This window comes from Mycobacterium pinniadriaticum (assembly GCF_026242045.1).
In the GTDB taxonomy this organism is placed as follows: Bacteria; Actinomycetota; Actinomycetes; order Mycobacteriales; family Mycobacteriaceae; genus Mycobacterium; species Mycobacterium pinniadriaticum.
In genome coordinates this window covers 15,296-26,432 of record NZ_JAPJDO010000041.1, presented here as the reverse complement: position 1 = coordinate 26,432, position 11,137 = coordinate 15,296, and the positions used below count along the sequence as shown (strand labels likewise).

Genomic DNA, 11,137 nt, shown 5'->3' with positions numbered 1-11,137 from the left:
TGAATGAACTGTTCTGCATGCGCAGCAACTACTGGCGGACGTCCTCGACGATTAGCCGCGCGCTGTGAGTTCAAAACTCCCGAATTTCTACCGGAACCGCCGAGCCACCACGCAAACGCGCTGAAAGCGCAGTTCATGGCTGTTCTCGAGGGTCAGCTACCGCCCATATCATCTCAACCGGGCAGGCCAGCCGGCCCCCGAGAGGATCGACATCGCCGGTCGGGGTTTGCTGGCCACCCGAGGGCGCGCCTGTCGGCGGCCAACCGCGATCGGACCTTCCCGTCGTTTCCGGCCGCCATCTCCTAACCTGTGCTGCATGCACCCTGTGGCGGGCGGAGCCCGATGACGCGATTCCTGGCGCGTCGGCTGCTGAACTATCTGGTGCTGTTGGCATTGGCGTCGTTTCTGACCTTCACGCTGACGTCGTTGACGTTCACTCCGTTGAACAGTTTGTTGCAACGCAATCCGCGTCCGCCGCAAGCCGTGATCGATGCCAAGGCCGCCGAGCTCGACCTCGACAAGCCGATCCCGATGCGATACGGCCACTGGGTGGCGGGCGCGGTGCGCGGCGATTTCGGTACCACAGTCACCGGCCAACCCGTCGCCGACGAACTGTGGCGACGCATCGGGGTCAGCCTGCGACTGCTGGTGATCGGCTCGGTACTGGGCACCGTGATCGGTGTCGTGGTGGGCGCCTGGGGCGCGATTCGGCAATACCAGTTGTCGGATCGGGTGATAACTCTGCTGTCACTGTTGGTGATCAGCACGCCGACATTCGTGATCGCGAACCTGATGATCCTGGCCGCGCTGAAGGTCAATTCCATACTGGGCCTTCAGATATTCGAGTACACCGGTGAGACGTCACCGGACAGCGGCGGGTTGGCCCCCCAGACATTCATGCACCAGTTCGTCGACCGGTTGCAGCACCTGATTCTGCCGAGCGTCACCCTGGCGCTCGGCGCCATCGCCGGGTACAGCCGCTACCAACGCAATGCCATGCTCGACGTTCTCGGTCAGGACTTCATCCGCACCGCCCGGGCCAAGGGACTGACCCGGCGACAGGCGTTGTTCAAACACGGGCTACGCACGGCCCTGATCCCGATGGCAACGCTATTCGCCTACGGGGTAGCTGGTTTGGTCACCGGAGCGGTGTTCGTGGAGAAGATCTTCGGCTGGCACGGGATGGGCGAGTGGATCATCCAGGGCATCGCCACCCAGGACACCAACATCGTCGCGGCTATCACGGTGTTCTCCGGCGCCGTCGTGCTGCTGGCCGGACTGCTGTCCGACGTCATCTACGCGATTCTGGATCCCCGGGTGAGGGTCGCATGACGCAAACGCCCAGCACCACCCCCCGGGACGTCGTCGAATCCGAGGAGTTCACCTCCCGGCGCACCCTGGTGCTGCGTCGGTTCGCGAGCAACCGGGCCGCGATGGCGTCCCTGGTGGTGCTCGCCGTGCTGTTCATCGGCTGTTATGCGTTGCCGCCGCTGCTGCCCTGGTCCTACACGGATCTGGACTTCTACGCGTTGCAGGCCCCGCCCAGCACCGAGCACTGGTTCGGCACCAACGCGTTAGGGCAGGACCTGCTGGCCCAGATTCTGCGTGGCATGCAGAAGTCGATGCTCATCGGTGTGTGCGTGGCGGTGATCTCGACGGGAATCGCCGCCACCGTCGGTTCGGTCGCGGGTTATTTCGGGGGGTGGCGCGACCGGACGTTGATGTGGCTGGTGGACCTACTGCTTGTGGTTCCCAGCTTCATCCTGATCGCGATTCTCACGCCACTGACCAAGAATTCGGCCAACGTCGCGTTACTCATCGTGCTACTCGCCGGATTCAGCTGGATGGTGAGCTCCCGGATGGTGCGCGGCCTGACGATGAGCCTGCGGGAGCGCGAGTTCGTCCAGGCGGCAAGGTATATGGGTGTCTCGAGCCGCCGTATCATCACCCGTCACGTCATTCCCAACGTCGCCTCCATCCTGATCATCGACGCCGCACTGAACGTCGCGGTCGCGATCCTCGCCGAAACCGGGTTGAGCTTCCTGGGTTTCGGCATCCAGCCACCCGACGTCTCGCTGGGCACCCTGATCGCCGACGGGACAAAGTCGGCGACGACCTTTCCGTGGGTGTTTCTGTTTCCGGCCGGGGTGCTGGTACTGATCCTGGTGTGCGCCAACCTCACCGGGGACGGGCTTCGCGACGCCTTCGACCCTGGCAGCACCACCCTGCACCGTGGCCGCAGGAAGAAGACAACGTCATGAGCGAGACGCTGCTGGAGGTCAGCGACCTGGCCGTCAGCTTCCCGACCGACACCGACGATCTGACCGCGGTGCGCGGCTTGACCTATCAGGTCCGGGCGGGCGAGGTCGTCGCGATGGTCGGCGAATCGGGGTCGGGCAAGTCGGCGGCGGCCATGGCGGTCATCGGCCTACTGCCCGAGTACGCCGCGGTGTCTGGCTCGGTGCGGCTGGCCGGCCAGGAACTTCTCGGCTTGTCCGACACCGACATGTCGAAGATCCGCGGGCGGCGCATCGGCACGGTGTTCCAGGATCCGATGTCCGCACTGACGCCGGTCTACACCGTGGGCGATCAGATCGCCGAAGCCATCACCGTGCACAACCGCGATATCGGCAAGCAGGCGGCGCGAAACCGGGCCGTCGAATTGCTTGAGCTCGTCGGTATCGCCCAACCCGAGCAACGAGCGCGCGCCTTCCCCCACGAACTGTCCGGAGGTGAACGCCAGCGGGTGGTCATCGCGATCGCGATCGCCAACGACCCCGATCTGCTGATCTGCGACGAACCGACGACAGCACTCGATGTCACCGTGCAAGCCCAGATCCTCGAGGTACTCAAGACCGCGCGCGACGTCACCGGTGCCGGCGTATTGATCATCACCCACGATCTGGGAGTGGTGGCCGAGTTCGCCGACCGCGCACTGGTGATGTACGCCGGACGCGTGGTCGAGGTCGCCGCCGTCACCGACCTATATCTTGACCGCCGAATGCCCTATACCGCAGGCCTGCTGGGCTCGGTGCCGCGCCTCGACGCACCACAGGGCACTCGGCTGGTCCCCATCCCGGGTGCGCCACCGTCACTGGTGAACCTTCCGGCCGGCTGCCCGTTCGCACCGCGCTGCCCACTGGCCATCGACAACTGCCGAGTCGCCGAGCCGACGCTGCTGCCCGTCGCCGACCGCCATGGCCACCAGGCGGCGTGCGTACGTACCGACCAGGTCGAGGGGCGCACCGCGGCAGAGATCTACGGCATGTCCACCCAGCCCGCGGTCGTCGAGGACGCCACCGAACGCGAGGTGGTGATCAGGGTTCAAGACCTGGTCCGCACCTACCGGCTGACCAAGGGCGTGGTGTTCCGCCGCCAGATCGGCGAGGTCCGCGCCGTCGACGGCTTGAGTTTCGAGGTGCCCCGTGGCCAGACCGTGGGCATCGTCGGTGAGTCCGGATCGGGGAAGTCCACCACCCTGCACGAGATCCTCGAGTTGACCGCGCCGCAGTCCGGCTCGATCGAAGTGCTCGGCAACGACGTCGCCGCCCTCACGTCGGCCCGCCGGCGCGAACTACGCCGAGACCTGCAGGTGGTGTTCCAGGATCCGGTGGCCTCGCTGGACCCTCGGCTACCCGTCTTCGATTTGCTGGCCGAACCGTTGGGCGCCAACGGCTTCGACAAGACAAGCATCGATGCGCGGGTGGCAGAGCTGCTGGAGATCGTCGGATTGCGCCGCGCCGATGCCAGTCGCTACGCGCAGGAGTTCTCCGGCGGCCAGAAACAGCGGATCGGGATCGCGCGAGCTCTCGCCTTGCAACCCAAGATCCTGGCTCTCGACGAGCCGGTGTCGGCGCTCGACGTGTCCATCCAGGCGGGCATCATCAATCTGCTACTGGACCTGCAGCGCGAATTCGACCTGTCCTACCTGTTCGTCTCGCACGACCTGTCGGTGGTCAAGCACCTCGCCCACCGCATCGTCGTGATGTACCGCGGCGCGATGGTCGAGTACGGCGATGCCGATGAGATCTTCGCCAACCCGCGGCACGCATACACCAGAAAGTTGCTGGCCGCTATCCCGCAACCGGATCCCACTCGCCGTTAGCATCAGTTGCGTGACAGTGAAGCGAACAGACACACAATCGCACGCAATGGGCCGTCGGAACGCGATTCTGCGTCTGCTCGTCTCGATGAGCGCGGCAATGTTGGTCGTGGCCGGGTGCTCCAGCGGCAAGCAGGAAGTCCCATCCGCCGGCGGCAACGCCGAACTCGGCGCGACCAGCGATATCAATCCGCAGGACCCGGCGACCCTGCGCAAGGGCGGCAACCTGCGGCTGGCGCTGACCTCGTTCCCGTCGAACTGGAACACCCTCAACATCGACGGCAACGAGGCCAACACCGCCGCGATGCTGCGGCCCACCATGCCCCGCTCGTTCGTGATAGCCGCCGACGGCTCGATGAAGGTCAACACCGATTACTTCACCAGCGTCGAACTGACCGGCACCGACCCTCAGGTCGTCACCTACACGATCAACCCCAAGGCCGTCTGGTCTGACGGCACCCCGATCACCTGGGAGGACATCGCCTCCCAGATCAACGCAACCAGCGGCAAGGACAAGGCCTACGCCTTCGCCTCGCCCAACGGCAGCGACCGGGTCGCATCGGTCACCCGGGGGGTCGACGATCGCCAGGCCGTCGTCACCTTTGCCAAGCATTACGCCGAATGGCGCGGCATGTTCGCCGGCAACACCATGCTGCTACCCAAGAGCATGACCGCCAGCCCGGACGTGTTCAACAAAGGCCAGCTCAACGGGCCCGGCCCGTCGGCGGGGCCGTTCATGGTCTCGTCGTTGGACCGCACCGCACAGCGCATCGTGCTGACCCGAAATCCGAAGTGGTGGGGCACCCCGCCGGTATTGGATTCCTTCACCTTCCTGGTCCTCGATGACGCAGCGAGACTTCCAGCACTGCAGAACAACACGATCGACGCCACCGGCCTGGGCTCGCTGGACGAACTGACCATCGCCCGGCGGACTCCTGGCATCTCGATCCGGCGGGCGCCCGGCCTGAGCTGGTATCACCTCACCATCAACGGCGCGCCCGGTGCGATCCTGGCTGACAAGGCGCTGCGGTTGGCCGTCGCCAAGGGCATCGACCGGCAGGCTATTGCCGATGTGACACAACGCGGTCTGGTCGACACGCCCGTGCCACTGAACAATCACATCTTCGTGGCAGGCCAGAAGGGCTATCAAGACAACGCCCAAGTGGTGGCCTACGACCCTGAAAAGGCCAAGCAGGAGCTCGACGCCCTAGGCTGGAAGCAGAACGGACAGTTCCGCGAGAAGGACGGCAAACAGCTGGTCATCCGCGACGTGCTTTACGACGCGCAAAGCACCCGCCAGGTCGCGCTCATCGCCCAGAACAGCCTGGCCCAAATCGGGGTGAAGCTGGAGATCGATGCCAAGCCCGGCAATGGTTTCTTCACCAACTACATCATTCCGGGCGATTTTGACATCGCCCAATTCTCCTGGGTGGGTGACGCTTTCGCATTGTGCTGCCTGAACCAGATCTACACCACCGGCGCAGAGAGCAACTTCGGCAAGATCAGCAGCCCCGAGATCGACGCCAAGGTCGAGGACGTGCTGAACGAGCTCGACCTGGACAAGGCGCGCAGCCTGGCCAACGATGTGGACAAGTTGATCTTCGACGAGGTGTTCAGCCTGCCGCTGTTCCAGTCGGCCGGCAACGTCGCGGTGCGCAGCAATCTGGCCAACTACGGACCGGCTGGACTGGGAGACTTGAACTACAGCGCAATCGGATTCATGAAGTAGCGCGCTGCACCAGTTTCGGGACCACCTCGGGCAGCGCCGCCTCGATGCGCGCCGCGGCGCCGATCGCCGACACCATCAGGCGCAGCGCGGGACGGGTGGGCATGGCGTCCAGCGCCCCGGCCTGCTCAGGCAGGTCGGCCTGCCGACCTGCCGCGAGCACCGAGGCGATCCGCAACGCGGCCCGCTCCTTGCTGTCGAGCACGCTGTGCCCGGTGGTGGCCAACCGCACCAACACCGACCCGGGGATCAGGCCAGCCACCCGGTCAGCGACCTCGGGCGGTGTGGTCAGGTCGCGACCCCCGGAGATGACAACGGTGGGCCAGATGAAATTCGGCATCTCGGCGACCAGGTCGAACGGCTCGGCGTCGAACGAAGTATCGCCGGGGGCGAAGTCACGCATCGCCACCGCAGGGTCCAGGGGTAGGCCGTCAGGGGTTCCCGCGTAGTTCAGCTCGCGGTAGGCGATCCGGCCCACCAGGTCGGTCTCGTTGCGGTACGGCGCTTTTCGGCCGACCATCAGCTCGGCGACCCGCCCCATCCCGGTCCACAACAGATGCCGGCCCTGCAGGAGAAGGTCGAGCTGCCGGTCCAGCAGTGGTGCCCCGCCGAAGCCGTACACCGCCGCTGCCAGCTGGGCAGCGGTCGGGGTCATGACACCGTCGTCGACAAGTCGGCGCACCTTGAGCGCGAGGTCCTTGGTTTCAGGCTCCTCGCCGTGCCAGAGCACATTGCGCAGGGCACGGCGCACCACCTCGATGTCGTCGCCTGCCAGCAATGGCGAGTCCAGGATCATGGCGTGCACCCGGTTCGGGTGCCGGACCCCAACCCCGGCGGCGATGTAGGTGCCGTAGGACGTGCCGTAGATGATCGCGCGGTCGACCTGGGCGTCGTCGAGTACCGCGGCGACGTCATCGACAACCTGCTCGACGGTGAGCGCCTCGGGCGGCAGGTCGGCGCCGGCGTCGTTGTGGCGGGACATGCCGATACCGCGGTGCTCGATCATGATCACGTCGAGGCCTGCGGCCGCGGCCCGTCTGCGCAAGCCACGGTAGAGCGCGATCGAGGCCGCACCCGGCCCACCAGGGACGATCACGACGGGATGCTTGGTCTTGCGGCCGGTGCGCACGTAGTAGAGATCGAATTCCTCGGTGCCGGTGGGCGTCACCGGGCGGCGAACCGGCCGCACACCGGGCAGCGCGGCGAGTTTCTGGTGGGCGCGGCGGCGCTTCTCGTTCAATGTCATCGCCGCCGGCCCACCATGGCTCGATTGTGCCTCGCTGGAGACGGGAATGGAATGTGGTCTTGACTCCACGCCCAAACCGACGTTTGGACGCGAAACTGCGAGTAGATGTTGCCATTACGTCACTCTCGACACTGCCGCCCCATCCAGCCTGAAGACCTCAGTCTTAGAGGACAAAGTCCCCAACTGATCGCCAGCGGTTCTGCCCAGTGCGACCGCCGTCGTACGTTTGTGGTCGGGAGCACATCATGACGGAATTCATGCGTAACACAGACGCGTTCACCTGGTCGATGGAAACCGATCCGCGGCTGAGGTCCACCGTGGTGACGGTGATCCTTCTCGACCGGTGCCCCGACTGGGACTTGGTGCGCGAGCGATTCGATCTGGTCAGCCGCGAACTGCCGATGTTCCGCCAGCGGGTGGTGAACTCACCACCGCCGGCCCCGCCGCGCTGGGAGTACGCCCCGGACTTCGATCTGGACTACCACATGCGCCGGGTATCGGCGCCGGAGCCGGGCACCCTCCAGGGGGTGCTCGAAATGGCCAGGCTGGCCGCGATGGCCGACTTCGACCGGGCGCGGCCGATGTGGGAAGTCACCCTGGTCGAGGGTCTCGACGACGGCGGCGCGGCGGTCCTCTGCAAATTCCACCACGCTCTGACTGACGGCGTCGGCGGTGTCCAGATCGCGATGACGCTGTTCGACCTGACCGAGGAGCCGCGCGTCATCGACGTGGTGCCGACCGAGCCGGTGGTGCGGGTAGCCTCGCCGCTTGCGGGCTACCGCGATGCCCTGCGGTACAACCTCGGCCTGATCGGCAAAGCGGCCACCGAAACGGTGAAGGGCGTTCCACCCCTGCTGGTCAACATGATTCGGCAGCCGTTGCAGACGGCAGCGTCGGCCGGCGAACTGGCGGCGTCGGTGTACCGCACCGTCCGCCCGGTGAACACGACCGGGTCGCCGCTGATGAAGGACCGCACATTGGTTCGCCGACTGGGGGTGCTCGAGGTGCCGATGCCGCAGCTTCGGGACGCTGCCCACCGGAGCGGCGGTGCGCTCAACGACGCGTTCGTGGCAGGGGTGGCCGGTGGTCTGCGCCGCTATCACGACAAGCACGGCGTGAGTATCGGCGACCTGCATCTGACGATGCCGATCAGCCTGCGCAGCGACGGCGACGAGATGGGTGGGAACCGGATCACCCTGATGCGGTTCGATGTTCCGGTCGGGGTGGCCGATCCGGCAGCACGCATCAGCGGTATCCACGAACGCGCCAACCGGGTGCGCAACGAGAAATCGTTGCCCTATACGCAATTGATCGCGGGCGCACTCAACATGATGCCGCGATGGTACATCGGGTCGATCCTGCGCCACGTGGACTTCCTGTGCAGCGACGTGCCGGGCGTTCCGGTGCCGGTGTATCTCGGTGGCGCGAAGGTGTTGGCGCAGTATGCCTTCGGCCCGACGGTCGGAGCTGCGGTCAACGTCACGCTATTGACGTATGTGGACACCTGTGCCCTCGGCATCGACGTCGACACCGGCGCAATCCCCGACTTCGAGGAGTTCTACGACTGTCTGGCAGCAGGTTTCGAGGAAGTCTTGGCGCTGGCCGACTGACGGCTGCGCGTTCGTGGCTTACTGCAGAGACAGCAGCCAGTCTCGCAGCGCGCCGCCGACGGCATCGGGTGCATCTTCCTGAAAGAAGTGCTTCGCCTCAACGCGCACTTCTGTCTGGTTGGGCCAGTTTCGACAGAACTCGAGATTCACTCCGGTCAGCTGGCCCTCGGTGGTCACGATGAGGAGCTTCGGCACCGGCGACGAAGCCAGCCACGATGCGTAGTTCCCGATCGCTTCGTAGACATCGGATGGCTGACCCAACAGCGGCACTTCCTGAACCCAGGTCAGCGTCGGGCGTCTGGACTCCCCCAGGGACACCCAGGGCCGCCGGTACTCCTGCTCGACCTCGGCAGGCATCGGGGTGAGCACACTGGCCTTCAGGAATACGTCGAGAATGAAATCGCTGTGCAGGACTGTCTTCTCACCCTCGTCCGACCGGCAGAACCTGATGAGATCCGCGCGCTCCGGCGGTTCGTCACCCACCGAGGGGTGCACCAGGGTCTCCCCGTAGGCAATCCCCCTGACCGCATCGGGATGACGGCTGGCCCAGTCGAATCCGAGCGCTCCTCCCCAATCGTGGCCAACGATGACCACCCGGTCGTCGATCGCCAGTTCGGCACAGAACGCATCCAAGTACCGTCGATGCGTGACGTAGCGGTAAGGGTCTGCATCGAGCCGGCCGGAGTCGCCCATCCCGATCAGGTCCGGGGCGATGCAACGTCCCAGGTCTTGGACCCAGGGCATGATGTTTCGCCACAGGTACGAACTCATCGGGTTGCCGTGGAGGAACAGCACCGGATCGCCCTCCCCGACCTCCCGATACGACATAACGGAGTCCAGGACAGCGACAGTCCGTTTCACGGGCTCGGGCTGCCCTGCTGTCGGCCCGTCCGTCATCGGGGCATCCTCGCCATTCCGCGCCACCATCGGCTGTGCGACTGACGTTGTGTGCCAACATGTCTGACCACGTACCAACCCTTCACTCAGTTCGCCGGGGGCAGCAACATCGATTGCCAAGTCTGCGGATTGCCACCCTCAGCCAGGTTCGCCTGGGTGTAGAGCTGCCCGTCGGGAGCCACGTAGGCCCCTGTACTGGGGTCGTATTGCGCCGCGGCGATCGGCGGCGGCACGGGTTCGTTCTGGTCCGGCGGAGGCGCCGGGACCCTGGCGGGCGCGGATGCCGGCATTTGCGGGATGTCTTGTCCCGACGTCGTGGCGTTGGGGTCGCCCTTCCAGTTGTAACCGTCGTTGAGCGGTACGTACTGTTCGTCGCTCTCGCACATCTTCGCGGTGGGTGCACGTTTGCCCGGCTTGGTCGGGCAGGGTATGTTCCGCGCGCCGCGCACGTTGAACGGGGAGTCCTGAGGCACGCGACAGTACACGTTGCCCGGCGGCCGGTCCGGGTAGTCCTCCATCGCCATCGACCGTTGCTGACTTGGTGGAAGGTACCCGGTCAGACACGGTGGCGGTACGTTGAGATTGAGGTCGAAGGTGACGAAGGGGCCCGCATACGCACTGGGATTTCCCAGGTTCGGGACCAGTGAACTGTCCAGGACCGCAATGGCTTGAGGCAACAGCACCAGTAACTGTTCGACACCGGCATGGTAGGTGACAGCGATGTCGCTGACACTGGTCAGATTCGCCAGCAGGATCGGCAGCGTCGGTTGCAGCCGTTCAAAGAGCTTCCTTCCCTCGTCGGCGGCGGCTGGTCCGTTCTGCAGCAGGCCCTGAACAGAGGTGTTCTGCTGCTGGACCTGACCGGTGATGTCGGCGATGTGCGCAGCCCACGCGGCAATCGCATCCGACGTGTCGGCTTGGGTGTCGAGGACCGGCTTGGACTGGTCGATCAGGTTGGTCAATCCAGGAAGGTTCTTCTTCGCGTCGATGGCCAGCGCGGTCGAGCCTTTGACGATCCGGGAAATCTCGGGTCCGAGACCGCCGACTGCGGCGGCGCCCTCGTCGATCACCGTCTTCAGGTTGTCGCGAGGGATTGCCTCCAAGCCGGCATTGGTCTTGTCGAGCAGAATGTTGATGTCTGGCGGGATCGAGGTCCGATCCACCGGTATCACATCGCCGTTCTTCAATACCGACTCACCGGGATCCGGTCGGGGGACGAGTTCGACGTACTGCTCACCGATCGCCGTACGGCTGTGCACCTGGGCATCGAGATCGGCTGGAATCTGGATGCTCGATCTCAGTGACAACACCGCTTCGACACCGTTGTCAGTCATGCGGATGCCGGTGACACGACCAACCTCCTGGCCACGGTATGTCACGTTGCTGCTCTTGTAGAGGCCGCCCGTGGCGGGCAGTTGCATCGTCACCTCATAGCGGCCGATGCCGAAAAGCATTGACGGCAGGCCGATATAGCCGACACCCATCACAGCGCCCGCTATCAACGAAATCAGCCCGATGACGACCAGCTGGATCCTGACCCTTCTGGTGAGCCTCAC

Annotated in this window: 8 protein-coding genes; 5 read left to right on the top strand and 3 right to left on the bottom strand. The window is 65.0% G+C overall.

Annotation, left to right across the window (positions count from 1 at the left end; genetic code table 11):
• Window positions 1-342 precede the first annotated feature (342 nt).
• The 4 genes from ORI27_RS27855 to ORI27_RS27840 all read left to right on the top strand — a co-directional run bounded on the left by ORI27_RS27855 (window position 343) and on the right by ORI27_RS27840 (window position 5,831).
• Entirely contained in the window at window positions 343-1,332 is a 990-nt protein-coding gene (locus ORI27_RS27855; RefSeq protein WP_266000358.1) for an ABC transporter permease, read from the top strand.
• Window positions 1,329-2,261, top strand: coding sequence for an ABC transporter permease (locus tag ORI27_RS27850; RefSeq protein ID WP_266000356.1), 933 nt, complete (start codon window positions 1,329-1,331; stop codon window positions 2,259-2,261). Before ORI27_RS27855 ends, ORI27_RS27850 begins: the two co-directional genes overlap by 4 nt.
• Window positions 2,258-4,105, top strand: coding sequence for a dipeptide ABC transporter ATP-binding protein (locus ORI27_RS27845; protein WP_266000355.1), 1,848 nt, complete (start codon window positions 2,258-2,260; stop codon window positions 4,103-4,105). Before ORI27_RS27850 ends, ORI27_RS27845 begins: the two co-directional genes overlap by 4 nt.
• Before the next feature lie 85 nt (window positions 4,106-4,190).
• On the top strand, window positions 4,191-5,831 hold the full coding sequence (locus ORI27_RS27840; protein ID WP_323055685.1) for an ABC transporter family substrate-binding protein: 1,641 nt from the start codon (window positions 4,191-4,193) through the stop codon (window positions 5,829-5,831).
• Here ORI27_RS27840 and ORI27_RS27835 read toward each other — a convergent pair.
• Complete coding sequence (locus ORI27_RS27835) at window positions 5,821-7,074, bottom strand: alpha/beta hydrolase (protein ID WP_266000353.1); 1,254 nt, start codon at window positions 7,072-7,074, stop codon at window positions 5,821-5,823. The two genes, ORI27_RS27840 and ORI27_RS27835, sit on opposite strands and share 11 nt — an antisense overlap.
• A 245-nt stretch (window positions 7,075-7,319) precedes the next feature.
• Between ORI27_RS27835 and ORI27_RS27830 the strand changes: the two genes are divergently transcribed.
• Window positions 7,320-8,684, top strand: coding sequence for a wax ester/triacylglycerol synthase domain-containing protein (locus ORI27_RS27830; RefSeq protein WP_266000352.1), 1,365 nt, complete (start codon window positions 7,320-7,322; stop codon window positions 8,682-8,684).
• An 18-nt stretch (window positions 8,685-8,702) separates the two neighbouring features.
• On the opposite strand, the gene ORI27_RS27825 is transcribed toward ORI27_RS27830, so the two are convergent.
• Together ORI27_RS27825 and ORI27_RS27820 are read right to left on the bottom strand one after the other, a co-directional pair.
• Window positions 8,703-9,581 carry a haloalkane dehalogenase gene (locus tag ORI27_RS27825; RefSeq protein WP_266000350.1) on the bottom strand — a complete coding sequence of 293 codons (879 nt, stop codon included), beginning with the start codon at window positions 9,579-9,581 and terminating at the stop codon, window positions 8,703-8,705.
• Between the two features lie 86 nt (window positions 9,582-9,667).
• On the bottom strand, window positions 9,668-11,137 hold the full coding sequence (locus tag ORI27_RS27820; RefSeq protein ID WP_266000349.1) for an MCE family protein: 1,470 nt from the start codon (window positions 11,135-11,137) through the stop codon (window positions 9,668-9,670).